Annotated in this window: 22 protein-coding genes; 18 read left to right on the top strand and 4 right to left on the bottom strand. The window is 64.4% G+C overall.

Annotated elements, in window-relative coordinates; all coding sequences use genetic code 11:
* Positions 1 to 69: 69 nt before the first annotated feature.
* Positions 70 to 924 (top strand): hydroxyethylthiazole kinase, encoded by an 855-nt coding sequence (gene thiM / locus QBK88_RS05490; protein ID WP_277961248.1) that lies wholly within the window; start codon positions 70 to 72, stop codon positions 922 to 924.
* On the opposite strand, the gene QBK88_RS05485 is transcribed toward thiM, so the two are convergent.
* Positions 921 to 1,418, bottom strand: coding sequence for a methylated-DNA--[protein]-cysteine S-methyltransferase (locus QBK88_RS05485; RefSeq protein WP_277961320.1), 498 nt, complete (start codon positions 1,416 to 1,418; stop codon positions 921 to 923). The two genes, thiM and QBK88_RS05485, sit on opposite strands and share 4 nt — an antisense overlap.
* Before the next feature lie 177 nt (positions 1,419 to 1,595).
* On the opposite strand from QBK88_RS05485, the gene QBK88_RS05480 reads away from it, so the two are divergent.
* From QBK88_RS05480 to QBK88_RS05440, 9 genes are all read left to right on the top strand, one after another.
* Positions 1,596 to 2,306, top strand: coding sequence for a GntR family transcriptional regulator (locus QBK88_RS05480; RefSeq protein WP_277961247.1), 711 nt, complete (start codon positions 1,596 to 1,598; stop codon positions 2,304 to 2,306).
* Positions 2,303 to 3,199 (top strand): methylisocitrate lyase, encoded by an 897-nt coding sequence (prpB, locus tag QBK88_RS05475; RefSeq protein ID WP_277961246.1) that lies wholly within the window; start codon positions 2,303 to 2,305, stop codon positions 3,197 to 3,199. Before QBK88_RS05480 ends, prpB begins: the two co-directional genes overlap by 4 nt.
* An 85-nt stretch (positions 3,200 to 3,284) precedes the next feature.
* On the top strand, positions 3,285 to 4,412 hold the full coding sequence (prpC, locus tag QBK88_RS05470) for a bifunctional 2-methylcitrate synthase/citrate synthase (RefSeq protein WP_277961245.1): 1,128 nt from the start codon (positions 3,285 to 3,287) through the stop codon (positions 4,410 to 4,412).
* Between the two features lie 85 nt (positions 4,413 to 4,497).
* Positions 4,498 to 7,092: a Fe/S-dependent 2-methylisocitrate dehydratase AcnD gene (gene acnD / locus QBK88_RS05465; protein WP_277961244.1), complete on the top strand. Its 2,595-nt coding sequence runs from the start codon at positions 4,498 to 4,500 to the stop codon at positions 7,090 to 7,092.
* Positions 7,093 to 7,104: 12 nt separating this feature from the next.
* Positions 7,105 to 8,316: a 2-methylaconitate cis-trans isomerase PrpF gene (gene prpF, locus QBK88_RS05460; protein WP_277961243.1), complete on the top strand. Its 1,212-nt coding sequence runs from the start codon at positions 7,105 to 7,107 to the stop codon at positions 8,314 to 8,316.
* A 173-nt stretch (positions 8,317 to 8,489) separates the two neighbouring features.
* On the top strand, positions 8,490 to 8,819 hold the full coding sequence (locus QBK88_RS05455) for a hypothetical protein (protein ID WP_268141865.1): 330 nt from the start codon (positions 8,490 to 8,492) through the stop codon (positions 8,817 to 8,819).
* Between the two features lie 316 nt (positions 8,820 to 9,135).
* Entirely contained in the window at positions 9,136 to 10,275 is a 1,140-nt protein-coding gene (locus tag QBK88_RS05450; RefSeq protein ID WP_277961242.1) for a porin, read from the top strand.
* A gap of 52 nt (positions 10,276 to 10,327) precedes the next feature.
* Positions 10,328 to 11,479 (top strand): epoxide hydrolase family protein, encoded by a 1,152-nt coding sequence (locus QBK88_RS05445; protein ID WP_277961241.1) that lies wholly within the window; start codon positions 10,328 to 10,330, stop codon positions 11,477 to 11,479.
* A gap of 81 nt (positions 11,480 to 11,560) precedes the next feature.
* Positions 11,561 to 13,348 (top strand): thiamine pyrophosphate-requiring protein, encoded by a 1,788-nt coding sequence (locus tag QBK88_RS05440; protein ID WP_277961240.1) that lies wholly within the window; start codon positions 11,561 to 11,563, stop codon positions 13,346 to 13,348.
* Positions 13,349 to 13,444: 96 nt separating this feature from the next.
* Here QBK88_RS05440 and QBK88_RS05435 read toward each other — a convergent pair whose 3' ends face one another.
* A complete protein-coding gene (locus QBK88_RS05435) occupies positions 13,445 to 13,678 on the bottom strand; it encodes a hypothetical protein (protein ID WP_268141861.1) in 234 nt (77 codons plus the stop codon).
* A gap of 238 nt (positions 13,679 to 13,916) precedes the next feature.
* Here QBK88_RS05435 and QBK88_RS05430 point away from each other — a divergent pair, with 238 nt between their 5' ends.
* Positions 13,917 to 14,276 (top strand): NUDIX domain-containing protein, encoded by a 360-nt coding sequence (locus QBK88_RS05430; protein ID WP_277961239.1) that lies wholly within the window; start codon positions 13,917 to 13,919, stop codon positions 14,274 to 14,276.
* Between the two features lie 75 nt (positions 14,277 to 14,351).
* On the top strand, positions 14,352 to 15,146 hold the full coding sequence (locus QBK88_RS05425; protein ID WP_268141859.1) for an SDR family NAD(P)-dependent oxidoreductase: 795 nt from the start codon (positions 14,352 to 14,354) through the stop codon (positions 15,144 to 15,146).
* 317 nt (positions 15,147 to 15,463) lie between these two features.
* Here QBK88_RS05425 and QBK88_RS05420 read toward each other — a convergent pair whose 3' ends face one another.
* Together QBK88_RS05420 and QBK88_RS05415 are read right to left on the bottom strand one after the other, a co-directional pair.
* Complete coding sequence (locus QBK88_RS05420; protein WP_277961238.1) at positions 15,464 to 16,714, bottom strand: MFS transporter; 1,251 nt, start codon at positions 16,712 to 16,714, stop codon at positions 15,464 to 15,466.
* Positions 16,715 to 16,811: 97 nt separating this feature from the next.
* Positions 16,812 to 18,002, bottom strand: coding sequence for a hypothetical protein (locus QBK88_RS05415; protein ID WP_277961237.1), 1,191 nt, complete (start codon positions 18,000 to 18,002; stop codon positions 16,812 to 16,814).
* 466 nt (positions 18,003 to 18,468) lie between these two features.
* Between QBK88_RS05415 and QBK88_RS05410 the strand changes: the two genes are divergently transcribed.
* The 6 genes from QBK88_RS05410 to QBK88_RS05385 all read left to right on the top strand — a co-directional run bounded on the left by QBK88_RS05410 (position 18,469) and on the right by QBK88_RS05385 (position 24,790).
* Complete coding sequence (locus tag QBK88_RS05410; RefSeq protein WP_277961236.1) at positions 18,469 to 19,113, top strand: DUF1345 domain-containing protein; 645 nt, start codon at positions 18,469 to 18,471, stop codon at positions 19,111 to 19,113.
* Positions 19,114 to 19,324: 211 nt separating this feature from the next.
* On the top strand, positions 19,325 to 20,311 hold the full coding sequence (locus tag QBK88_RS05405; RefSeq protein ID WP_445764894.1) for a LacI family DNA-binding transcriptional regulator: 987 nt from the start codon (positions 19,325 to 19,327) through the stop codon (positions 20,309 to 20,311).
* Between the two features lie 425 nt (positions 20,312 to 20,736).
* The gene (locus tag QBK88_RS05400; protein WP_277961234.1) at positions 20,737 to 21,522 is read left to right on the top strand and encodes an AP endonuclease; all 786 of its coding nucleotides are present in this window, start codon (positions 20,737 to 20,739) and stop codon (positions 21,520 to 21,522) included.
* Entirely contained in the window at positions 21,515 to 22,459 is a 945-nt protein-coding gene (locus QBK88_RS05395; RefSeq protein WP_268141852.1) for a sugar kinase, read from the top strand. The genes QBK88_RS05400 and QBK88_RS05395 overlap by 8 nt, the downstream gene beginning before the upstream one ends.
* Before the next feature lie 54 nt (positions 22,460 to 22,513).
* On the top strand, positions 22,514 to 23,812 hold the full coding sequence (locus QBK88_RS05390) for an MFS transporter (RefSeq protein ID WP_277961233.1): 1,299 nt from the start codon (positions 22,514 to 22,516) through the stop codon (positions 23,810 to 23,812).
* Between the two features lie 15 nt (positions 23,813 to 23,827).
* Entirely contained in the window at positions 23,828 to 24,790 is a 963-nt protein-coding gene (locus QBK88_RS05385; protein WP_277961232.1) for an NAD(P)-dependent oxidoreductase, read from the top strand.
* Positions 24,791 to 25,949: the final 1,159 nt, after the last annotated feature.

The following is a 25,949-nucleotide window of genomic DNA, read 5'->3' as shown; positions in this document are numbered from 1 at the left end:
GAGCGCCTTGGCGCCAACCACAAAAGAAGAGAGTATTTTGATCAACCCCCGCCTTTTCGGACGTTCCCCATGTCGCTCATCCCCTGCCAGCCGCCCACCGTCGAATCCATCATCACCGCCCACGCGGCGCTGCGCGCACAGGGCCCGCTGGTGCAGTGCCTGACCAACAGCGTATCGGTGAATTTCATGGCCAATGTACTGCTGGCCGCCGGGGCCTCGCCGGCCATGGTCGACAACCCGGAGGAAGCTGCGGGCTTCGCCGCCATCGCCGGGGCCGTGCTGGTGAACCTGGGCACACCCACCGACGCCCAGGTGCGGGCCATGCGCCTGGCTGTGCAGGCCGCCGACAGCCTTGGCCGCCCTTGGGTGCTGGATCCTATCGGGGCCGGCGTGCTTCCCTGGCGTGGCCAGGTAGCGGCCGAGCTGCTGGCCCTGCGGCCCACGGTGATCCGCGGCAACGCGGCGGAAATCATCGGCCTGGCAGGCTTGGGCAATAGCCAGGCGAAAGGCTTCGACAGCTCCAGCGACCCGGCCGATGCCATGCCCGCGGCGATCACCTTGCTCAAGCACGCGACTTGCGTATCGGCGTCGGGGCCCATCGACCATGTGGTGGGCAAGGTGCGGGACGACCGCGGCGAGGTCAGCCATTACCTGCTGCGCATCGCCGGTGGCAGCGCCCTGCTGCCACGTATCACGGCCTCGGGTTGCTCGCTGGGCGCGCTGGTGGCGGCCTATGCCGCCGCTACCCGGGATGGTTTTTGCGCCGTGGCCGCCGCCCATGTGCACTTCGCCCTGGCCGCCGAATATGCCGAGCCCCTGGCCCAGGGCCCCGGCTCGTTCCTGCCGGCCTTTCTGGACGGGCTGGACCGGGTCGACGCCGACCTGATTCGCGCCAAGGCGCAGGTTGAAGGGCTGCGCCTTTAACAGCCGAACAACAGATCCCGGCGCTCCAGGTTCAGCAAGTACTGCTTGGCGGCCAGGCCGCCGGCAAACCCGGTCAGGCTGCCGGAACTGCCGATCACCCGGTGGCAGGGTGCGATGATGGAGATGGGGTTGCGGCCATTGGCGGCGCCCACCGCCCGCACGGCCTTGGGGTTGCCCAACTGCAGGGCGATATCCAGGTAGCTGCGGGTTTCGCCAAAGGGAATGCGCAGCAGCGCTTGCCAGACCTGCACCTGAAACGCTGTGCCGGCAAAATCCAGCTCCAGGTCGAAGGTTTCCCGGCGCCCCGCGAAATATTCGTCCAACTGCGTGGCGGTACGCACCAGCATCGGGTGGTCGTGCTGCTCGCGCACCTCACCCAGGCGCACACGGCCAGGGCGGTCATCCTGCCAGAGGATGGCGGCCAGCTTGGGGCCGCGGGCGACCAGGGTGAGCATGCCGACGGGGGAATCGATCAGTGTGCAGGTGTACGGCATGGGGCCCCCTGGGCGGTTCATGAGGCATCAGTGTAAAGCATCCGGCCACAGCAGCGCCCACCCGGACGGCAACGTTGCCGTGACATTCGACGATTGTCGACAATACCAATTTCATAATTGACCAATCTGGCGTACGGCGCTATTTTTTAGCCCACAACCCAACATTGTGTCGACAATATGCTCGCGGACTCCTCCACCATCGTTACTGGCGAAGACACCGAGACCCTCTCGGAAAATGTCTTCCGGCGCATTCAGGCCGCCATCGTCAGCGGCGAGATCGCCCCAGGCAGCAAAATCTCCGAACCCGAGCTGGCGCGCACCTATGGCATCAGCCGGGGCCCGCTGCGCGAGGCCATTCACCGCCTGGAAGGCCAACGCCTGCTGGTGCGCGTACCCCATGTGGGTGCGCGCGTGGTGTCGCTCAGCCACGCCGAACTGATCGAACTGTACGAGATTCGCGAGTCACTGGAGGGCATGGCCTGCCGCCTGGCCGCCGAACGCATGAGCGAGGCCGAGATCGACGAACTGCGCCAGGTGCTGCACACCCACGAGCGCGACGCAGCGTTCCAGGCCGGGCTGGGCTATTACCAGCAGGAAGGCGACTTCGACTTTCACTACCGCATCATCCAGGGCAGCGGTAACCGCACGCTGGCGCAACTGCTGTGCGGCGAGCTGTATCAATTGGTGCGCATGTACCGCATCCAGTTTTCCACCACGCCCAACCGCCCGCGCCAGGCGTTTGCCGAGCACCATCGCATTCTGGACGCCATCGCCGACCGCGACGGCGAACTGGCCGAATTGCTGATGCGCCGCCATATCGGCGCGTCCCGCCGCAATATCGAGCGTCACTACCCGGACGCCGCCACCAACCCTCGAGGTGAGTCATGAATAACAAGAACAGCCCAGGCCAGCGTTTCCGCGATGCCGTAGCCAGCGAACACCCATTGCAAGTGGTGGGCACCATCAATGCCAACCATGCCCTGCTGGCCAAGCGGGCCGGTTTCAAGGCCATCTACCTGTCGGGCGGCGGGGTATCGGCCGGTTCCCTGGGCCTGCCGGACCTGGGCATCAGTGGCCTGGACGACGTGCTCACTGACGTGCGCCGCATCACCGACGTCTGCGACCTGCCCTTGCTGGTGGACGTGGACACGGGCTTTGGTTCTTCGGCGTTCAACGTGGCGCGCACGGTGAGGTCGATGATCAAGTTCGGCGCCGCCGCCATCCACATCGAGGACCAGGTGGGCGCCAAGCGCTGCGGCCACCGGCCGAACAAGGAAATCGTCAGCCAGCAGGAAATGGTCGACCGTATCAAGGCCGCGGTGGACGCCCGCACCGATGACAGTTTCGTGATCATGGCACGCACCGACGCCCTGGCAGTGGAAGGCCTGCAGGCTGCCCTGGACCGCGCCGAGGCGTGCGTGGAAGCCGGTGCCGACATGATCTTCCCCGAGGCCATCACCGAACTGGCCATGTACAAGCAGTTCGCCGAGCGAGTGCGCGCGCCTATCCTGGCCAACATCACCGAGTTCGGTGCCACGCCGCTGTACACCACCGAGGAACTGGCCAGCGTGGACGTGGCCCTGGTGCTCTACCCGCTGTCGGCCTTCCGGGCCATGAACAAGGCCGCGGAGAACGTCTACGGTGCCATCCGCCGCGATGGCACGCAGAAAAACGTCATCGATACCATGCAGACTCGCATGGAGCTGTATGACGCCATCGACTACCACCTGTTCGAACAGAAGCTTGACGCGCTGTTTGCCCAGACGAAGACAGCCCTTTAGCAGCGGCCGCCACGCCGCGTGCCGGAAGTGCTCACAACGTTTTTTACCGTGAATCCAGACAATAAATTCAAGAATGGAGAGAACCATGGCCGAAGCAAAAGTATTGAGTGGTGCTGGCCTGCGTGGCCAGGTGGCCGGGCAGACTGCCCTGTCCACGGTGGGCCAGGCCGGCGCCGGCCTGACCTACCGTGGCTATGACGTGCGCGAACTGGCCGAACAGGCCACGTTCGAGGAAGTGGCCTACCTGCTGCTGTACGGTGAGTTGCCCAACCACGCGGACCTGGACCACTACCAGCACAAGCTCGCCACCCTGCGCGACCTGCCCCAGGCGCTGAAGGAAGTGCTGGAACGCATTCCGGCCAATGCCCACCCCATGGACGTGATGCGCACCGGTTGCTCGTTCCTGGGCAACCTGGAACCGGAGAAAAACTTCGACCAGCAGCACGATGTCACCGACCGCCTGTTGGCCGCGTTCCCCGCGATCATGTGCTACTGGTACCGCTTCAGCCACCATGGCGTGCGCATCAATTGCCGCACTGACGAGCCAGACACCGCCGGGCACTTCCTGCACCTGCTGCATGGCAAGACCCCGAGCGAGCTGCACCGCAAGGTCATGAACGTATCGCTGATCCTCTACGCCGAGCACGAATTCAACGCCTCGACCTTCACGGCCCGGGTGTGCGCCTCGACCCTCTCGGACTTGCATTCCTGCATCACCGCCGCCATTGGCACCCTGCGCGGGCCGCTGCACGGAGGGGCCAACGAAGCGGCCATGGCCATGATCGAGAAGTTCAAGAGCCCGGAAGAAGCGGTTCGCGGTACTTTGGCCATGCTCGAGCGCAAGGACAAGATCATGGGCTTCGGCCACGCCATCTACAAGGACAATGACCCGCGCAACGAGGTCATCAAGGTCTGGTCGAAAAAGCTCGCGCAGGAAGTCGCCGACACCGTGATCTTTCCCGTTTCCGAGGCCATCGACAAGACCATGTGGGAGCAGAAGAAACTGTTCCCCAACGCCGACTTCTATCATGCCTCGGCCTACCATTTCATGGGCCTGCCCACTGAGCTGTTCACGCCTGTTTTCGTGTGTTCACGCCTGACTGGCTGGGCCGCGCATGTGTTCGAACAGCGGGCCAACAACCGCATCATTCGGCCCAGTGCAGAGTATGTGGGCGCAGCACAGCGCGCGTATGTGCCGATAGAGCAGCGTTGAACAACCACACCTCGCCTCGCCGCCGGTTCCACAGGGAATTGAGCAGGCCCAGATCTGCGACTTAACCGTGATCGAGTCCAGCACCATGAATACTCAGTACCGCAAGCCCCTGCCAGGCACTGCCCTGGACTATTTCGACACTCGCGCCGCCGTGGACGCGATCACGCCAGGCGCCTATGCCACCCTGCCCTACGTGGCGCGGGTGCTGGCCGAGAACCTGGTGCGCCGCTGCGAGCCCGCCACCCTCACGGCGTCGCTCACGCAACTGATCGAGCGCAAGCGCGACCTCGACTTCCCCTGGTTCCCTGCCCGCGTGGTGTGCCATGACATTCTCGGCCAGACCGCCCTGGTGGACCTGGCCGGCCTGCGCGATGCCATTGCCCTGCAAGGCGGCGACCCGGCCCAGGTCAACCCGGTGGTGCCCACGCAACTGATCGTCGACCACTCCCTGGCCGTGGAGCGCGGCGGCTTCGACCCCCAGGCGTTCGAACAGAACAGAGCCATCGAAGACCGTCGCAACGAAGACCGCTTCCACTTCATCGACTGGACCAGAAAAGCCTTCAGGAACGTCGACGTGATCCCCCCAGGCAACGGCATCATGCACCAGATCAACCTGGAGAAAATGTCACCGGTGATCCAGGTGCAGAACGGCGTGGCCTTTCCCGACACCTGCGTGGGCACTGACAGCCACACCCCCCATGTCGACGCTCTGGGCGTGGTCGCCATCGGCGTCGGTGGCCTGGAAGCCGAAAGCGTGATGCTGGGCCGTGCCTCATGGATGCGCCTGCCGGACATCGTCGGTGTGGAACTCACCGGCCAGTTGCAACCCGGCATCACCGCCACCGACATGGTGCTGGCATTGACCCAATTCCTGCGCCAACAGAAAGTGGTGGGGGCCTGGCTGGAGTTCTTCGGCGCCGGCGCCTCGAAACTGACCCTGGGCGACCGCGCCACCATTTCCAACATGGCCCCCGAATACGGCGCCACCGCGGCGATGTTCTACATCGACCAGCAGACCATCGACTACCTCAAGCTCACCGGCCGAGAAGACCAGCAGGTGCAGCTGGTCGAGGATTACGCGCGGCGAACCGGCCTGTGGGCCGATAGCCTGAAGACCGCCGAATACGAACGCAGCCTGAGCTTCGACCTGAGCACCGTGGTGCGCAACATGGCTGGCCCCAGCAACCCTCACGCTCGCCTGGCCACCCGCGACCTGGCCGCCAAGGGCATCGCCGCACCATGGACCGAGACGCCGGGGCAAATGCCCGACGGTGCGGTGATCATCGCTGCCATCACCAGTTGCACCAACACCAGCAACCCGCGCAACGTCATTGCCGCGGGCCTGCTGGCGCGTAACGCCAACCGTCTGGGACTGGCCCGCAAGCCGTGGGTGAAAACGTCCCTGGCCCCCGGCTCCAAGACCGTCAAACTGTACCTGGAGGAAGGCGGCCTGCTGCCGGAACTGGAACAACTGGGCTTTGGCGTGGTGGCTTTCGCCTGCACCACCTGCAATGGCATGTCCGGCGCCCTGGACCCGGCCATTCAGCAGGAAATCATCGACCGCGACCTGTACGCCACCGCCGTGCTGTCAGGCAACCGCAACTTCGACGGGCGTATTCACCCTTACGCCAAGCAGGCATTCCTGGCCTCGCCGCCCCTGGTGGTGGCCTACGCCATCGCCGGCACCATCCGCTTCGACATCGAGAAGGACGTCCTGGGCCATGGCCCTGCCGGCGAGGAAATCCGCCTGAAAGACATCTGGCCCAGTGATGACGAAATAGACGCCCTGGTCAAAACGTCAGTCAAGCCGGAGCAGTTCCGTCAGGTCTACATTCCCATGTTCGCCGTCCACGAAGACACCGGGCCCAAGGTCGCGCCGTTGTATGACTGGCGCCCGCAAAGCACCTATATTCGCCGCCCTCCTTACTGGGAAGGCGCCCTGGCCGGCGCCCGTCCCCTCAAGGGCATGCGCCCGCTGGCGGTGCTGCCCGACAACATCACCACCGATCACCTGTCGCCGTCCAACGCCATCATGCTCGACAGCGCCGCCGGTGAATACTTGGCGAAAATGGGTGTGCCCGAGGAAGACTTCAACAGTTACGCCACCCACCGTGGCGACCACCTGACCGCCCAGCGCGCCACCTTCGCCAACCCGAAACTGTTCAACGAAATGGTGCTGGAGGATGGCAAGGTGAAACAGGGTTCCCTGGCCCGCGTCGAGCCTGAAGGCCAGGTGATGCGCATGTGGGAGGCCATCGAGACCTACATGCAGCGCAAGCAGCCACTGATCATCATCGCCGGGGCTGATTACGGCCAGGGCTCTTCCCGCGACTGGGCGGCCAAGGGCGTACGCCTGGCCGGCGTGGAAGCCATCGCTGCCGAAGGCTTCGAGCGCATTCACCGCACCAACCTGGTGGGCATGGGCGTGCTGCCGCTGGAGTTCCTGCCGGGCACGAACCGCCACACCCTGGGCATCGACGGCAGCGAAATGTACGACGTGTTGGGCGCGCGCACGCCGCGCGCTACCCTGACCCTGGTGATCACCCGCCGCGACGGCCAACGCGTGGAGGTGCCAGTGACCTGCCGGCTGGACACGGCGGAGGAAGTGTCCATCTACGAAGCCGGTGGCGTGCTGCAGCGCTTTGCCCAGGACTTCCTTGAACAAGCGCCCGCCGCCTGAGGACTTCACCCCATGAGCTACCCCGCACAACTGAAAATACCCGCCACCTACATGCGTGGCGGCACCAGCAAGGGCGTGTTCTTCAAGCTCGATGACCTGCCTGAGGAAGCCCGGCTGCCAGGCCCGGCCCGTGACGCGCTGCTCCTGCGCGTGATCGGCAGCCCCGACCCCTATGGCAAGCAGATCGACGGCATGGGCGGCGCCACGTCCAGCACCAGCAAGACGGTGATCCTGAGCAAGAGCACACGGCCCGAGCACGACGTGGACTACCTGTTCGGCCAGGTGTCCATCGACTCCGCTTTCATCGACTGGAGCGGCAACTGCGGCAACCTCTCCGCTGCCGTAGGCTCGTTCGCCCTCAGCAATGGCCTGGTAGACCTCAGCCGCATGCCGCGCAATGGCGTGGCCACGGTGCGCATCTGGCAAGCCAACATCGCCAAGACCATCATCGCCCACGTGCCGATCACCGAGGGCGCGGTACAGGAAACCGGCGACTTCGAACTGGACGGCGTGACCTTTCCCGCTGCCGAGGTGCAGTTGGAGTTCATGGCCCCCGCCGCCGAGGAGGACGGCGGTGGCGGCGCCATGTTCCCCACCGGCAACGTGGTCGATGACTTGCCGGTACCCGGCGTCGGCACCTTCAAAGCCACCCTGATCAACGCGGGCATCCCGACCATTTTCCTCAATGCCGCCGAGATCGGCTACACCGGTACCGAACTGCAGGACGCCATCAACGGCGACCCGCTGGCCCTGGCCCGGTTCGAAACCATTCGGGCTCATGGGGCGCTGCGCATGGGCCTGATCAAGGACCTGCACGAAGCCGCGACCCGCCAGCACACCCCCAAGATCGCGTTCGTCGCCGGCCCCGCCGCTTACACCGCCTCCAGCGGCAAGGCGGTGGGGGCCGCAGACGTCGACCTGCTGGTGCGGGCCTTGTCCATGGGCAAGCTGCACCATGCCATGATGGGTACCGCGGCGGTGGCCATCGGCACGGCAGCCGCCATCCCCGGCACCTTGGTGAACCTGGCGGCAGGGGGTGGCGAACGCCACAGCGTGCGCTTCGGCCACCCTTCGGGCACCTTGCGCGTCGGCGCCCAGGCCGAGTTCGTCGACGGCCAGTGGGCGGTGGTCAAGGCCATCATGAGCCGTAGCGCACGGGTGTTGATGGAAGGCTGGATACGTGTGCCCGCGCCCTGGGACGAGCCACCTGGCCGCCAGCCATGACCCGGCGTCCAGGACGCAGCGACAGACAGGTGCAGCAGCTGCGGGAGCTGTCGCAGCGCTGAACCACGCTTAAAAAATATGCCCATATCGTACTTTCTCGATATAATTGAACGTTGCGTGCTTATACCCTCACGCCGTCCCGCGGCTGCGCCCGCGCTTCAGGATCCCGTTCAATGCGACTACCCTTGTTTTCCCTGCTCTGTGTCATCGGCCTGGCCGGCTGTGCGTCGGCACCCAACGCCCCTTCCAAGACATTCACCAGCAGCAAGTCCCCCGAGGAAGTGGGCAGTTGCATCCTGCCCAAATGGCAGGCCCTGCGCCCGGACACCGAGAACACCGGCAACCAGCGCCACTACCGGCTGACCGTCAGCAGCAAGATGGCCGCCGATGAAATCCTGGATATCTACAAGACCCAGAACGGCAGCGAAGTCTCCTGGTACCAGCGCGAACCGCTGAGCTTCAACCGCGGCGCGCTGAACAAAGCCGTGCGCGAGTGCCTGTAAGCGACGTCGCAAATGCGCGCCCGCCGTGCCAATTGGGCAAGGGCTTGACCATCGGTTGATGCCCTGGCCGTTGCGCACAACGGCCTGCCCCAGCACCGCCGGGTTGCTACGCGATTCCCCTGCCCTTGACCCACGATGGCGCACCGCGCTTGCACCCTGCAGCCCTGCTTCCTGCAGCGGCGCGGGCTCTGGCCCGATGCATTCACGGGCCCAGGCCGTCCTTGCGCAAAACGCATGGCCTGCACCAATCGGCAATTCCCCTCGCGGCCCGTCGTCCGCGACCCTGACGCTCCCGGTCTTGCCCAAGGAGTCGTCGATGAACAAAGGTTATGCTACCGCCGCGTCACTGGCCGTGTTCGCCCAGGGCTTTGCCTTGGCATCTACCGCCCAGGCCGATGGTTTTCCCGGTATTGCCATGATCGCCCCCGGCTTCGGCTACTACGGCATCGACAGCGGTTTTGACAGCAAACTCAAGGCCTACGGCACCCTCGACGCCTTCGCCAGCTACCACGACTCAGGCCACTCCACCGGTACCCAGCTGGGCGGTGGCGGCGCGTGGACCAACAAGCTCGGGGTGTATGCACGCACCCCGGTGGCCACCGATACCGTGCTGGAAATGGACGTCGAGGAAGGCTTCAACGTCAATGGCAACACCGTAGGGAAGAACTGGAGCAGCATCGGTACCCTGCGCCTGGCCGTCGCGGCTTTGCGCTCCAGGGAGTACGGCAAACTCGAGGTCGGCAAGACCTACGGCATGGGCACCCCCACCTTTGCCGACCCGTTCCTGGCCAGTTATGGCTCGCCCTACACCTACCTGGCCGTGCCAGCGGCGGGCAAAGGCGCTTACTACCTGGACCTGCGCCCCAAGCATACCGTGGCCTACACCACCCCTACCTTCCATGGCTGGAGCATCGCCACCGCCGCCAGCCTCGGCCTGGACGACCATGCCAGCGAAGGACGCACCCTGCGCGGTGCCGGCGCGAAGCTGCAGTACACGGATAAACGCCTCATTCTGCTGGCATCGTTCAACCGCTACCTCAGCGACCCCTGGGAAGACGACGGCCAACTCAAGCAGACCGCCAACTACTACAAGAGCCTGTCGGCGTTCTACGACTTCGGGCCATTCTCCAGCAGTCTCACCTGGCAGCGCCAGGACGTGGACCAGAGCGCCACCCCCAGCACAACGGTAGTCACCGCAGGCTTCATCATGCCCTTGGGCAAGCGCGACCTGACCCGCCTGGTATTGGTCAAGCGCAGCGTGGAGTTTGGCGCCAAGGATGCCTACGGTGCCATGATCGGCTACGACCACTTCTTCACGCCTCGCCTGGCGACTTACGTGCACCTGGGCATGATCAGCAACCAGCGCAACTCGGCGGTGACGTATGCAGGTACCCCGGTGGAACAGACGGGCGACGACCCGCAGAACCTGTCGGTGGGGGTGTATTACCATTTCTGAGCGTAGTCCTTTATCATCCCCATGCCACCGCCAGCGCCAGGGAGTAGGACGGATGAGGATCGAGCCTTTCAGCATTGCCATCAGCGACGAGGCGCTGCAGGACCTGCGCCAGCGCCTGGGCGCCACGCGCTGGGCCACGGGCGTGGAAGGCAATGGCTGGAGCGAGGGTACCGACAGCACCACCCTTCACCGGCTGGTGCAGTACTGGCAACGGGATTTCGACTGGCGCGCCCAGGAGGCCCGGCTCAACACCCTGCCGCAATTCATGGCGCACATGCCCGGCCAACGCATCCACTTCCTGCACCAGCGCGGCCAGGGGCCGGCGCCGTTGCCCCTGGTGCTGACCCACGGCTGGCCTGGCTCGTTCGTGGAAATGGAAGCCATCCTGCCGCTGCTGACCGATCCTGCCAGCCACGGCGGCGACGCCGCCGACGCCTTCCACGTGGTGGTACCGTCCTTGCCCGGCTATGGTTTTTCGCCGGCCCCCGTCAGCAAGGGCACGGGCCCGTCTGAAATCGCCGGCCTGTGGGCGCAGTTGATGACCGCCCTGGGCTACGACACCTTCGGCGCTCAGGGGGGGGACTGGGGCGCCAGCGTCTCCACCTGGCTGGCCTACCGTTACCCGGTACGGGTCAAAGGCCTGCACCTGAATTTCCTGCCAGGCTCCTACCGCCCACCGCTGGGGCCGGACCAGGCGCCGGTCAGCAGTGAAGAACAGCGTTTTCTCGACCAGGCCAGCGCCTGGAGCCAGATGCACGGTGCGTACGGGCAGATCCAGGGCACCCGCCCGCAAACCCTCGCGGTGGGCCTGAACGACTCGCCCGCGGGGCTTGCCGCGTGGATCCTGGAGAAGTTCCAGGCCTGGAGCGATTGCCAGGGCGACGTGGAACAGGCCTTCGGCCTCGATGCCCTGCTGACCAATATCGCGCTGTACTGGTTCACCGGCAGCATTGGTGCCTCGTTTCGCCTGTACCTGGAAAGCCGCCGCAAGCCGCTGCACTTCAGCCCCGGCCAACGCGTGCTGCCCCCCCTGGGGGTGGCCCGGTTCCCCGCCGAACTGCCCATGCCGCCGCGCAGCTGGGTAGAGCGCTGCTACAACGTGCAGCACTGGACCCACATGCACCGCGGCGGCCACTTCGCCGCCATGGAATGCCCCCACGCCCTGGCCGAAGACATCCGCGCGTTCTTCCGCCCGCTACGCTGAGCCCCCCCACCGGGATGCGATGAAACTATCGCGCCAGGCGCCGGGTCCAGAACCTTAGATCCCTAGACAGGCGAGGTTCACATGGCTCAGACAGTAGGCGACTTCCTGGTTCAACGGCTGCACGAATGGGGCGTGACCCGTATCTACGGCTACCCTGGCGACGGCATCAACGGGGTGTTCGGGGCACTGCAGCGCTTCGGCAAGATCCAGTTCATCCAGGCCCGCCACGAGGAAATGGCCGCCTTCATGGCCTCGGCCCACGCCAAGTTCACCGGTGAGCTGGGCGTGTGCATCGCCACGTCCGGCCCAGGCGCCACCCACCTGGTCACTGGCCTGTATGACGCACGCCTGGACCACATGCCAGTGCTGGCGATCGTCGGCCAGCAGGCCCGGGGCGCGCTGGGCGGTCACTACCAGCAGGAAGTCGACCTGGCGTCACTGTTCAAGGACGTCGCCGGCACCTTTGTCGAGCAAGCCAGCGTGCCGTCCCAGGTGCGTCACCTGCTCGACCGCGCGGTGCGCTCGGCGGTGGGTGAACGGCGGGTCACTGCGCTGATTTTACCCAACGACCTGCAGGAACTGCCCTACCAGGAACCGGCCCGCGCTCACGGCACCGTGCATTCCGGTGTGGGCTACAGCAAACCGCGCGTGCTGCCTTACCCGCCCGACCTGCAACGGGCCGCCGATGTGCTCAACGAGGGTAAGAAGGTCGCCATCCTGGTGGGGGCCGGCGCCTTGGGCGCCGCGGACGAAGTCATCCAGGTGGCGCAACTGCTGGGCGCCGGCGTGGCCAAGGCGTTGCTGGGCAAAGCGGTGTTGCCTGATGATTTGCCTTGGGTCACCGGCAGCATTGGCCTGCTGGGCACCGAGCCCAGCTACAAACTGATGACCGAGTGCGACACCTTGCTGATGATCGGCTCGGGCTTCCCCTATGCCGAATTCCTGCCCAAGGAGGGCCAGGCACGGGGCGTGCAGATTGACCTGGCCCCCGACATGCTCAGCCTGCGCTACCCCATGGAAGTCAACCTGACGGGCGACGCCACCGAAACCCTGCGCGCCCTGCTGCCGCTGCTGCACGAAAAAAGCGGCGGTGCCTGGCGTGACAAGGTCGAGGGCTGGCGTGACGATTGGGAAAAAAAACTGACCGCGCGCGCCCTGGCCAGTGCCAAACCGATCAATCCTCAGCGGGTAGTCTACGAACTGTCACCGCGCCTGCCCGATCAGGCGATCATCACCAGCGATTCGGGCTCGTGCGCCAACTGGTATGCCCGCGACCTGAAGATCCGCAAAGGCATGCAATGCTCGCTGTCCGGCGGCCTGGCCTCCATGGGCGCAGCAGTCCCGTATGCCATCGCCGCCAAGTTCGCCCACCCGGACAAGCCGGTGATCGCCCTGGTGGGCGATGGCGCCATGCAAATGAACAACATGGCCGAACTGATCACGGTGGCCAAATACTGGAAAACCTGGGACAGCCCCCAGTGGATTTGCGCAGTGTTCAACAACGAAGACCTCAACCAGGTCACGTGGGAACAGCGCGTGATGGAAGGCAGCCCGAAATTCGCCGCTTCTCAGGACATTCCCGACGTGCCGTACCACCTGTTCGCCATCTCCATTGGCCTGAAAGGTATTTTCGTCGACCGTGAAGACCAGGTCGCCGCCGCCTGGGAGCAGGCGTTGGCCTCGGACACGCCGGTGCTGATCGAGTTCAAGACCGACCCCAACGTGGCGCCACTGCCGCCCCACATCACCCTGGAGCAGGCGAAGAAATTCGCCACCACGCTGTTCAAGGGCGACCCCGACGAAGCCGGCATCATCACCCAGACCGCCAAGCAGGTACTGGGCGCCCTGTTACCCGGCAAAAAGGACTGAACCCCGCAGCGGACCTGGCCGCGTCAAGAACGCCGCCTTCCAGGCACCCCGCTGTCCCGCCTACAGGCCCGGAAAGCCGCTATTGGCTTTCCCACGTCACGGCACCAGCAACGCTTCATGGATCTCCACGCTCGGCACCTGACAATGGTGCCGCTGCGCCTGCAACCAGGCACGCATCTTGTGCACGTCGAATATCTGCCCCTGCTCCATCAGGGTCAGTACCAACTCATGGGACATGCGGTAGCGCCCGCAGTCGGGGCAATGACGCTCTTCCCACTCACCATCGCACTGCAGATCTTCCGCGCTTCCCGCGCATATCAAGCAGCTCATGGGCGGCCTCCTTCTTGTTGTTTTTCTTAACTTTAACGCTGAGCACCTGCAAATTGTGTGACAGCGGCCCACCGGTCATGGTTTTTTTTGGGCAAATGGCCGAACGACAGGCAGGCGACCGAGTCTTTGTCATAATTACTTGGCATTCTTAATGCTTGAGTCAAGGATATGACGAATTTGTGACAGCGCCAGTGCCCATCACCGGGCAAAGCGTTGAGGCAAGAAGGAAACCCGCACCATGAAAGAGCGCGCCACCCTCATCTGCCGCCGTGAAGACCAGATCCTCTACGTGCGCAAAGCCAAGTCGCGCTGGAACCTGCCAGGCGGCAAGATCGAAAAAAACGAGAGCCCGGCCGCTGCCGCCGCCCGCGAACTGCAGGAAGAAACCGGCTTGAACGTGCTCGAACTAGTGTTCCTGGGTGCGTATGAAAGCGACGACACCCTGCACCACCTGTTTGAAGCCCGCCTGGCGGACAACGCCCAGCCCAAGGCCCAGAACGAGATCGCCGAATGCCGCTGGCAGCACCGCCGGCAATTGCATGAACTGCGCCTGACCCCCAATGCCAAGGCCATCATCAAGACCTTGCGCGCCGCCTGATACTCGCCTTCCCGAGGGAACGCTGGCGGCCATCACCGGTCTTGATGCTATCGCCCATTCGCTTGGAGACAGCCCATGAACATCGATCTGCACGGCAAGACTGCCCTCGTCACCGGCTCTACCCAGGGCATTGGCTTCGCCATTGCCCTGGGGCTGGCCGAAGCCGGCGCCCATGTAGTGGTCAACGGCCGCAAGGCCCCGGCGGTGGACGCAGCCGTGGCCAAGCTGCAACAGGCCGTCAGCGGCGCCCAGGTACAGGGCCTGACGGCTGACGTCGGCAGCGCCGAAGGCTGCCGGCAGGCCATTGAACAGTTGCCCAGGGTGGATATTCTGGTCAATAACGTCGGCGTGTATGGGCCGCAGGACTTTTTCGAGACCCCGGACGATGAATGGGAGCGCTTCTTCCAGGTCAACGTGATGTCCGGTGTCCGCCTGTCACGTGCCTACCTGCCCGGCATGGCCGAACGTGGCTGGGGGCGGGTGCTGTTCATTTCCTCGGAGTCGGCGCTGAATATTCCGGCGGACATGATTCACTACGGTTTCACCAAGACCTCCAACCTGTCCGTGTCCCGTGGCCTGGCCAAGCGCATGGCCGGCACCGGGGTGACGGTCAACGCCATCCTGCCGGGGCCTACCCTCTCCGAGGGCCTGCAGGACATGCTCAAGGACCAGCAAGCGGCCAGTGGTGAGTCGCTGGAAAAAACCGCGGCCGCCTTCGTCATGAAAAACCGCCCCACCTCCATCATCCAGCGGGCGGCGAGCATGGAAGAGGTGGCGAACATGGTCGTCTACATCGCGTCGCCCCAGGCAAGCGCTACCACCGGGGCGGCGTTGCGCGTGGATGGCGGCGTGGTCGACAGCCTGGTGTAACGCAGCACGTAGCAGCAACCAGTATCGGACAAGCGCCGCTCCGGCAACGCGCAAGCTCGATAAGCCGGCAACGCGGTCGATCTGGCGGGCCCCTTCCCGAGCTTCGCCCGGTCCCACAGGCAAACCCCGCTACCGCAGTTCAGGATTGCCATGGCCCTGCAGCAGCGGCAACCGGTGCGGGACATCTGATCCGGTTTTTTATCGCGTTTCTGAATCTGGTGTCCTTTACCTCTCGCAGCGCATAGTGAACTCACCAGCACAGCGATACGGGAGTTCAAGCGATGCAAGAGTTCGGCGTGAAGGAACTGATCAGGTTTTCACTTTACGTGGTGGTGGCCTGCGGCGTGTTCTTCGCCGTCGCCATGTCCTTCTGATACCGCAGGCCGTGGGCGCGCCAGGGCGGTGATCACCGCCCCCAGCGCCATCAGCACGCAGGTAACGATGAATACGACACGCATGCCCACATGTCCCCCCAGGTAGCCCCCTGCCAACGGCCCCAGCACCTGCCCCACATACTGGCAGGACGTGGAATACCCCAGCATGCGCCCGGCCACGCCTTCGGGTACCGAATGGCGAATGATACTGGCGATGCACGGCAACAACCCGCCCAGCGCCAGGCCCATCAGCAGGCGCAGCACGACCAGTTGCCAAGGCTGGGTCACCAGCGCCTGGGGAATGAGCAACACCGCGGCGGCGACCAGGCAGGCGATCACCACCTTCCAGTGCCCTGCGCGGTCGGCCAGCTTGCCCAGGCGTGATGCCGAAAGGATACTGCCCAGTGCCGCCGCCGACATCACCAGCCCGGCCACCACAGTGACATTGGCGGTGCCCAGTTGCATCAGGTACACCGTGATGATGGGCTCGATGGACATGTTGGAAAAGGTGACCAGGCAAGCGACCACGAACATCGCCAGCACCGGCGCCAGGTTGGCCACGCGGTCCACCGGCGCACTCGCCCTGGCCCCGGGTTCACGCTTGGGCCGCGGCACTTCCTTGAGCAGAAAAGTGGTGGCCAGAAAAGCCACGAAGATCACCGCGCCGGCGAGGAAAAACGTGTTGCGGATACCCACCAGCGGCGGCAACGCCCCACCGATCAAAGGCCCGGCCAGGCTGCCCGCCATGATGCCCGACGACAAAACCCCCAGCGCCCACCCCGAGCGGGCCTTGGGTGTCTGAGTGGCCACCAGGATCGTCGCCCCCGAAGCGTAACCACCCAGCAGCCCGGCCAACAGCCGCAGCAGCACCAGTTGCCAGATAGTCTCGGCCAGGCCGATCAGCGACATGGCGATGGCCATGCCGAGGCTGGCCCGAATCAGCATCAGCTTGCGCCCGTAGCGGTCACCCAACCGTCCCCACAGTGGCGCCGTCAACGCCGCGGAGAGAAAGGTGGCGCCGAAGGCCACGCCAGACCATTGCACGATGGCCGCGGGGTCGGTCACACCCAGGCGCTCCACATACAGGGGCAGGAACGGCAGCAGCAGGGTCATGGCAACAATGGTGGTGAAGGCGCCAAACACGCACACTGCCAGGTTGCGCTGCCAGTGTTGTTCGTTGTCGGGGAAATCCATGTAGTGCTCTCCTCTCAGGTCGCCCTACGCTACCGCCAGCCCCTGCATAAATAAAATTCATGTTTTTTATGTAGTGGATTCCCTGCGGTAATACCTCTCAAAACAACCCCTGCACCTCGGCCGCTTGAGGTGCATCGGCACGCGAGGGGCACAACGCCCGATGGACCGTGATCAGGTCCTGCTGCAGGCCGTGCTCCCATTGGTTGAAGCTGAGAAAATAGAGCATGCCGGAATGCACCGCGCCATGGCGCACCGAAATCCCCAGGGTGTAGGTCGGCTCGCCGTGTTCCAGGATGCCATCGAACACATAGGTCAGGTAGTCCTGCCACCAGTGGGCACTCGCGGTGCTCACCGCTGCCTGGCGGTTGACCGAATAAACCAGGCTGCGGCCGGTCTGGCGGGACAAACCGATCAGCCCGCTGCCCGCCGCCAGCGCGGTCAGCTGGCGGCCCACCTGCCCATGCACCACGTGGCCCTTGTACAACCGGTCCCCGGGGTCGAAGCGGCGAAAATGCACCCGCACCTCATCGTCGACGGCCGCCCCATGTTGATCGAACAAATGTTGCTTGATGCAGCCCGCCACCTCCATCAGGTAGGCATCGAACAGGTCCATGCCGTTGACGGCTGCGGGCGCGTCCGCGAGGAATCGAGCGTTCAGTTGCTGAAGCCCCAGGTGGCATTGGCACGCCCGGGCAACATGATGCGGAAGCAGTTGCAGGAACACGGATTTTATCGGCAGCCGATAGCCATGCGGCAGGCTGATGCTGGGTTGGCCGCCCACCAGTTCATCACGTGCCTGCAGTACCGCCCTGGCCTCGTCCGTTTCCAGCTGCAACGCACGCGCCTGCTCATCCAGCGCCCGCTTGCGTGCCTCCAGCAGTTGGCTTTCCTGCTGCAGGGCGCCCACGTTCAGCTCCCGCTCCAGCAGGCTATCGAGCTCTACACGCTTGGCTTCATGGTAAGCGTCCAGCGCACGGTTATTGCCAAACACGACGTCGATCAGGGTAATGCGGTAGCGCGAGTCCTGCTGCAATAGCATGCGGGTCAGCAGCACGATGGTGGCGATGAATCCGGTGATATAGGCACCACACAGGCTGAACACCAGCTCGCCCGAGTCGTGACCTGAACCGATAAAACCCTTGAGCGCCGAGTCGGCCTCAAGGGCTGCCGCGCTGAGGCTCGCCGAGCCGGCGATGAATTTGCCGGTCTTGCTGCCGAACGCGAAGGCGGCCCAGCCGCCCATCGCACCCGTGAACAGGCCAATGAGGGTAAAGGTGAAAAAATCCATGAAGCGCTCCAATAGACGGGGGAATCGTCATTGAAGGGCCTCGACACCCGCCACGTAACTGGTAAAAAGCGCAGCGCCTGGAAAGAACCATTGCCAGCGGTCGACGCTCAAAGCGTTGTCACCCGGGTATTTATCGAGGTTCGGGCGGCTGGAGGGGCCGGGGCTCGCTGGGGCCCGGAACCGGCAGCGCGTCGAACGCCGCCTGGTTGCTCGCTGGCCGGCTGGCATCGCGCGCACCTTGGAACAGCCTTGCCTGGCTCATCATCCCCAGCAGCAACGAGGACTCTTTAAACGTGCCTATTGTGTTCATTTCGTACGCTCCATGTAGGATTCGTCCTACATTCAACGGGGAAATAAACCGCTTGGCTACTGGTAGATTTGACAGGTGACACGCTTTGAAAAAAAGCGTACGCCCCTCTGAAAACTCTCCGGCTGTGTTCCTGGCACAGCCCCATCAAGGATCTCCATGGCCCTGCCCAGCCTGCCCCGCACCCATCCTCGCCTGTCCAGCGCCGTCGCCGTCGGCGTGGTCGCTAGCCTGTTGGCCCCTGCCGACGCTGTCATGCGCATACTCATCGGCTGGAACGTAGGAGTGTGGTGTTACCTGCTGTTGATGGCGTGGCTGGCCACCCATGCCAGCCCGGAAAAAGTGCAGCAGACGGCCCAGCAGGAAGATGAAAACGCCGGCCTCGTGCTGGTGACCGTGTGCATCGCCGCCATCGCCAGCCTCGCGGCCATCGGGTTCGAGCTCGCCGGGGGCAAACAACTGCCGCCGGGCATCCGCGGCCTGCACTATGCCTTTACCGGCGTGACCGTGGTGGGCTCCTGGTTGATGACCGGCATGGTGTTCGCCTTGCATTACGCACGGCTGTTCTACCTCAGCCGGGGCGATGAGCCGCCGTTGCGCTTCGCCGATGGCGAAAAAGCACCCGATTACTGGGACTTTCTGTATTTTTCCTTCACCATCAGCGTCGCCGTGCAGACCTCGGACGTGGGGGTGGCGACCAAAGCCTTGCGGCGGGTGGTATTGGGGCACTCGCTGATTGGTTTCCTGTTCAACACGGCCATCCTGGGTTTCTCGATCAACATCGCTGCAGGGCTGATCAACTGAGCGGGCGACACACGTGTCGGGCTGCCAGGCAGCGCCGCGTTTCCCCTGCCCACCGACAAACGGTACACTTGACGACACCTCGCCGACAGTGTTCTCTATCCCCACGCTGAAACCGTTTTCAGCCTGAGCCAACGCCGCCTGGCGACAACAATTCCAAAAGGACCACAGGCCCGTGAGCAGTTCCACCGCCCTGCCCCGCCACCGCGTGACCATGCTGGACGTGGCCCAGCGCGCCGGCGTTTCCAAAGCCAGCGTATCGCGCTTCATCGGTGACGACCGCGCCCTGCTGTCCGACGCCATCGCGCTGCGCATCGAGAAAGCCATCGATGACCTGGGCTACCGGCCCAACCAGATGGCCCGCGGCCTGAAACGCGGACGCACGCGCCTGATCGGCATGCTGATGGCCGATATCCGCAACCCCTATTCGATCGCCGTGATGCATGGCGTGGAAACCGCCTGCCGGCGCCACGGCTACAGCCTGGTGGTGTGCAACACCGACCGCGATGGCGAGCAGGAGCGCCAGCAACTGGCGGCGCTGCGTTCGTACAACATCGAAGGGTTGATCGTGAACACGTTGGGCAAGCACATGGACGAACTGCGCGAACTGCAGGGTGAGCGGCCCATGGTGCTGGTGGACCGCAAGCTGGAGGACTTCCATAGCGACATCGCCGGGCTGGATAACGCTGGCGCCATGCGCATGGGCCTGGTGCACTTGAAGGCGCGTGGTTACCGTGACGTGGCCTTGGTCAGCGAGCCTCAGGATGGCACCAGCTCACGCAACGAACGCATCAGCGCCTTCGATAGCCTGGTTACCCAGGACCGCGAGTTGCGCGGCAGCCTGCTGCAGACCGGCGCCGATCTGGAAAGCCGCCTGCAGGAATACCTCGACGCGCCGGGCCCGGGCCCCAAGGCGCTGTTCTGCGCCAACGGCCTCGCCGCCCTGGCGGCAACCCAGGCACTGCGCACCCTGAACTGCATCCTGTTCGACGACGTGGGCCTGATCGCCCTCGACGACCTGGACTGGTACCCGCTGGTGGGCAGCGGCATCACCGCCTTGGCCCAGCCTACCCACGCCATTGGCGTACGCGCCTTCGAATGCCTGCTGGAGCGCCTGCGCGGCGACACCGGTCCGGCGCAGCGGTTTGATTTCGCGGCCGAGCTGATCGTACGCGGCTCCACCCGGCAAAAGGCCTTGTAGAGCGCGCCGTTGCAAGACGGGGCGCACACTCGGGAAGCGGACAACGCGGTCGATCTGGCAGGGCTTTTCCCGAGCTTCGCCCGGTCCGGCAGGTTGCCATGGCTCTGCGGCAGCCGTGGGCCGCGTCGGCGGTGAAACTGCTGTGGAACTTGACGAGCCTCGACCAAAGGTGTTTCCTGTTCTCACAGCTGAAACCGATTTCAGACCCGCACGTCCAGCCGCCTGGCAACAACAATTCCAAAAAGGAAAACAGGCCATGAAACCTATTGGTATTTTCCCAGCCCTCGCTCATCCCTGCCGGTGCCGGCCCTTCTGCGCCGTCCTCGCCGTGCACCGTTGCGCCCCGTTGAAAAAATGAACCCGCCCCGCTTCCAGGGGTCTTTGACTCATACAAAAATGAAACCGGTTACAGAGGACCAATAACAATGAATCTCTACCCCGTGTCCATCAGCCTGTCCAGCTACGGCGCCACCCTGATCCGCGAAAAGGGCCAAGCACCCTTCGCCAGCCTGCTCAAGCAATCAGGCGCTGACGTCATTGAATGGCGCGAAGAGCTGTTCACTGCGTTTGAACCCACACACCTGCGTGACGCCGCCCAGGCTCAAGGCCTGAGCAGCGTGTACTCCGCCCCCCTGGAACTCTGGGAACAAGGCCGCGCCGAACCCAACCCGGCATTGATTGACGCCTTGGCCAACGCCGCAGCCTGTGGCTCGCGCTGGCTGAAGGTGTCCCTCGGCTTTTTCGCCCCACACAACGATTTCGACGCCCTCAACCGCTCCCTGGCCGACCAGCCGGTGCGCCTGCTGGTTGAAAACGACCAGACGGTGCAGGGTGGGCGCATCGACCCGCTGGTGCGTTTCTTTAGCCGCGCCAAGGAACATCAGGTGCCCGTGGCCATGACCTTCGACATCGGCAATTGGCAGTGGCAGGAACAATCGGTGTTCAGCGCCGCTGTGCAATTGGGCCAGTACGTGGAATACGTGCACTGCAAGGCGGTGGAGCGCACCAGCGCGGGCAAGCTGGTTGCGATACCGCCAAGCGCCAAGGACCTGCAAGCCTGGGATGAACTGATCCTGCGCATGGCGCCTGGCGTGATGCGCGCTGCGGAATTCCCGCTGCAAGGTGAGGATCTACTGCAGGTAACCCGTGGCCATGTGGCCACCCTTGCCCGCTTGGGCCAACCACATTCGGAGGCTGCCCGTCATGGCTGATGTCCTGTGCTTCGGTGAAACCATGGCGATGCTGGTCGCCGAACAGACCGGCGACCTGGCCGCCGTCACTCACTACCACAAACGCATTGCCGGGGCCGACAGCAACGTCGCCATCGGCCTGTCGCGCCTGGGCTTCGACGTCACCTGGCTGAGCCGAGTGGGCGATGATTCCCTGGGCCGCTTTGTGGTCAATACCCTGCAGCGTGAAGGCCTGGACTGCCGCCATGTCGCGGTGGACCCAGCCCACCCGACCGGCTTTCAGTTCAAGTCCCGCGAGGACGACGGCCAGGACCCGGTGGTGGAGTACTTCCGCCGTGGCTCTGCGGCCAGCCACCTGAGCGTCGCCGACCTCAATGACGACCTGCTGAGCGCGCGACACCTGCACGCCACCGGCATTCCGCCGGCGCTGTCGGCCAGCGCTCAGGAACTGTCCAGCCACCTGATGCAAACAATGCGCGGCGCGGGCCGCAGCGTGTCCTTCGACCCCAACCTGCGGCCTTCGCTGTGGTCCAGCCAGACGCGCATGATCAGCGAGGTCAACGCCCTGGCCAGCCATGCCGACTGGGTGCTGCCGGGGCTGTCCGAAGGCCGCCTGCTCACCGGTTATGAAGAGCCCGGCGACATTGCCGCCTTCTACCTGGACCACGGCGCCGAGGCCGTGGCCATCAAGCTGGGTGCCGAAGGGGCCTACTACCGCACGGCCCTGGGTGAAGGTTTCGTGGCCGCCCACCCGGTCGCCCGGGTAGTGGACACCGTGGGCGCTGGCGACGGTTTCGCCGTGGGCGTGATCAGTGCCCTGCTTGAAGGCCTGACCATCGAACAGGCCGTGGACCGTGGCAACTGGATCGGCAGCCGCGCGGTGCAGAGCCAGGGCGACATGGAGGGCCTGCCCAGCCGCGACCAATTGCTCGATGCCGTGGCCCTGCGCCGCGCCTGAATCCTTTACCCGACTGGCCTGTTGCGACAACAACAAAATGCTCAGGAGCACGCCATGGACAACCTGAAATTGGCGACCCGCCGTTGGTGGGTGATCATGCCCATCGTATTCATCACCTACAGCCTGGCCTACCTGGACCGGGCCAACTATGGCTTCGCCGCGGCCTCCGGCATGGCCAAGGACCTGGCCATGACGCCGGGCCTCTCATCGCTGCTGGGGGCGCTGTTCTTCCTCGGCTATTTTTTCTTCCAGGTGCCAGGGGCCATTTACGCCGAAAAGCGCAGTGTGAAGAAACTGATCTTCGTCAGCCTGATCGCCTGGGGCGCGCTGGCCAGCCTCACGGGCATGGTGGAAAGCGCCTATTGGCTGATCGCCATCCGTTTCATGCTCGGCGTGGTGGAAGCGGTGGTGATGCCGGCGATGCTGGTGTACCTGTGCTACTGGTTCACCCGCGCCGAGCGTTCGCGGGCCAACACCTTCCTGATCCTGGGCAACCCGGTGACCATGCTGTGGATGTCGGTGGTGTCCGGCTACCTGGTGCAGCATTTCAGCTGGCGCTGGATGTTCATCATCGAGGGCCTGCCGGCCATTCTCTGGGCGTTCATCTGGTGGCGCCTGGCCGACGAAAAACCGGCTAACGCCACCTGGCTCAGCGGCCAGCAGAAAAAAGACCTGGAAGCCACGCTGGCAGCTGAACAGGAAAGTATCAAGCCGGTGAAGAACTACGCCGAGGCGTTCCGCTCGGGCAAGGTCATCATCCTGTCAGTGCAGTTCTTCTGCTGGAGCATCGGCGTGTATGGCTTCGTGCTGTGGCTGCCGTCGATCCTCAAGCAAGGCCAGGAAATGGACATGGTCGAAGCCGGCTGGTTGTCGGCGCTGCCCTACCTCGCCGCGGCCATCGCCATGCTGGCGGTGTCCTGGGGCTCGGACCGCATCCAGCGGCGCAAGCGCTTCGTGTGGCCGCCATTGCTGCTGGCGGCGCTGGCGTTCTACGGCTCCTACGCCCTGGGCACCGAGCATTTCTGGTGGTCCTACGGCCTGCTGGTGTTGGCCGGCGCGTGCATGTATGCACCCTACGGGCCATTCTTCGCCATTGTCCCCGAAGTGCTGCCGGCCAACGTTGCCGGCGGCGCCATGGCGTTGATCAACAGCATGGGCGCCTTGGGTTCGTTCGCCGGCTCCTACCTGGTGGGCTACCTCAACAGCACCACCGGCAACCCTGGCGCCTCCTACTTGCTGATGAGTGGCGCCCTGGTGGTTTCGGCGGTGCTGACCATTCTCCTGGCACCCGGTGGTTGTGACCGGGTGCTGCCCAAGGCCGGCGCCCGACCGCTCACCGCCCACCATTCCTGAACACGAGCATTCCCGATGAAAAAGCATGTGGTGCTGTACAAGAAACTCTCCCCGGCCCTGCTGGCCCGCCTGGAAAACGAAGTGGACGTGACCTACATCGACGACCCGGCCAGCGACGGCCTGGCGCGCCTGCGCCAGGCCCTACCCCAAGCCCAGGGCCTGTTGGGCGCCAGCCTGAAGCTGGACGCGGCGCTGCTGGACCTGGCCCCGCGCCTTGAGGCCGTGGCCAGCGTATCGGTAGGCGTGGATAACTACGACATCGCCGACCTCAGCCGCCGCGGGGTGATGCTGACCAACACCCCCGACGTGCTCACCGAAACCACCGCCGACACCGGTTTTGCCCTGGTGCTGGCCGCCGCCCGGCGGGTGGTCGAATTGGCGACGCTGGTACGCGCCGGCCAATGGACCGCCAGTATCGGCCCCCGGCATTTCGGCACCGATGTGCACGGCAAGACCCTGGGCATCATCGGCATGGGCCGCATCGGCGAAGCCTTGGCCCAGCGCGGCCATTTCGGCTTCAACATGCCGGTGATCTACCATAGCCACTCGGCCAAGCCCGCCGTGGACCAGCGTTTCGGGGCCCGTCACTGCACGCTGGATGAACTGCTGCGCGAGGCTGACTTCATCTGCCTGACCTTGCCCTTGACCAAGGAAACCACCGGCCTGATCGGGGCGCGGGAGTTCGAGTTGATGGGCAGGGACAGCATCTTCATCAACATTTCCCGTGGCAAGGTGGTCGATGAAAAGGCCTTGATCCACGCCTTGCAAACCGGCCAGATTCGCGCGGCGGGCCTTGATGTGTTCGAACGCGAACCGGTGCAGACGGACTCGCCGTTGCTCGCCCTCGACAATGTCGTGGCCACCCCCCACATCGGCTCTGCCACCCATGAAACCCGCGAGGCCATGGCCCGCTGCGCGGTTGACAACCTGCTGGCGGCGCTACGGGGCGAGCGGCCGCAGAACCTGGTGAATCCTTGATGAAGGCCAGCTTTCACTGATCTGCAGCGGGAAAAGAAGGTGGACAGGGTGATCCTGCAGACATAACTGGCCCGAAACAGATGTTGGAGCGAGGGGGGGCGCCGAGCCCTTGCTCGCGAAGCGCCGCGCGGGCGGCGCACGGTCTCAATGGCGCCGGAAAAACCAAGCCATGCACATGGAGGCCCTGACCCAATCCCAAGCCAAACCAACAAGGCGGTCCAGACAATGGCACAGACATAACTGGCCCGAAACAGATGTAGGAGCGGGCTTGCTCGCGAAGCGCCGCGCGGGCGGCGCACGGTCTCAAGAGCGCCAGAAGCATCAAGCCATGCACCTGGCGGCCCTAACCCGATCCCAAGGCGAACAACCAAGGCGGACCAGGCAATGGCACAGGCATAACTGGCCCGAAACAAACGTTGGAGCAGAGCTTGCTCGCGAAGCGCCGCGCGGGCGGCGCACGGTCTCAAGGACGCTACAACACCATCGACTACCGCTTGGTGGCCATGATGAGATCTCCAGCGGGGCCCCCAAAAGCCTGTCATGAAATCGCATCAGGGCCTCTAGGTGCATGGCTTGGGTTCTCCGGTGCCCTTGCGACGGTGCGCCGCCCGCGCGGCGCTTCGCGAGCAAGCCCGCTCCTACATCTGTTTCGGGCCAGTTATGTCTGTGGGATTGCCTGGACCGCCCTGTTTTTCCGGCTTGGGATTGGGTCAGGGCCGCCAGGTGCATGGCTGGAGATATCCAGCGCCCTTGAGACCGTGCGCCGCCCGCGCGGCGCTTCGCGAGCAAGCCCGCTCCTACATCTGTTTCGGGCCAGTTATGTCTGTGGGATTGCCTGGAACGCCTTGTTGGTTTGGCTTGAGATTGGGTTAGGGCCGCCAGGTGCATGTCTTGGTTTTTCCGGCGCCCTTGAGACCGTGCGCCGCCCACGCGGCGCTTCGCGAGCAAGCCCGCTCCTACATCTGTTTCGGGCCAGTTATGTCTGGGGGATTGCCTGGACCGCCTTGTTTTTCCGGCTTGAAACCGTATCAAGGCCGCCAGGTGCATGGCTCAAGGTTTCCGGCGCCCTTGAGACCGTGCGCCGCCCGCGCGGCGCTTCGCGAGCAAGCTCTGCTCCTACGTTTGTTTCGGGCCAGTTATGTCTGGGGGATTGCCTCGT

This window comes from Pseudomonas sp. RIT-To-2, from assembly GCF_029623465.1.
GTDB classification, from domain to species: domain Bacteria; phylum Pseudomonadota; class Gammaproteobacteria; order Pseudomonadales; family Pseudomonadaceae; genus Aquipseudomonas; species Aquipseudomonas silvicola.
The sequence above is the reverse complement of the archived record's forward strand: the minus strand, read 5'-3'. Positions and strand labels throughout refer to the sequence as shown.